We start from the raw sequence: 478 nt of genomic DNA on the forward strand, positions 1-478 counted from the left end.
AGCGGCGTCATATTGATCTCGTTCATCACCTCATCGGGTTCGTCTTGAGTTCCGAAGGCCATGGCGCTCAGCCTTTCTTCAGCGGAACGACAGTGGCTTCGACGCTGCCGCTCTGAACGCGTGCACCGGTCACGAAGTAGGCATGCAGGTCGTGGGCGAAGCTGTTGAGCTTCGTCAGCACGAACTTGTTGCCCCGTACGAGCGCGTTGTAGCCCAGTACGGCGGGGATCGCCACGGCCAGACCCAGCGCCGTCATGATCAACGACTCGCCGATGGGGCCGGCAACCTTGTCAATGGTCGCCTGGCCGGCCGTGCTGATGCTCATCAGTGCGTGGTAGATGCCCCAGACCGTGCCGAACAGGCCGATGAACGGTGCTGTGGAGCCCACCGAAGCCAGAATCGCCAAGCCGGTCTGAAGACGGGCCGTGAATTCGTCGATGCCATTGCGCAACGCACGGGTGATCCAGTCGCTCACGTC

The 478-nt window shown here is 61.9% G+C and carries 1 protein-coding gene; it reads right to left on the reverse strand.

What is annotated here, in order from left to right:
* Window positions 1–67: 67 nt before the first annotated feature.
* A partial coding sequence (locus AC1DNF_RS35790; RefSeq protein ID WP_478153683.1) for a MotA/TolQ/ExbB proton channel family protein occupies window positions 68–478 on the reverse strand: 411 nt, incomplete at its 5' end.

The sequence above is a fragment of the Variovorax sp. 01T432 genome, from assembly GCF_056398605.1.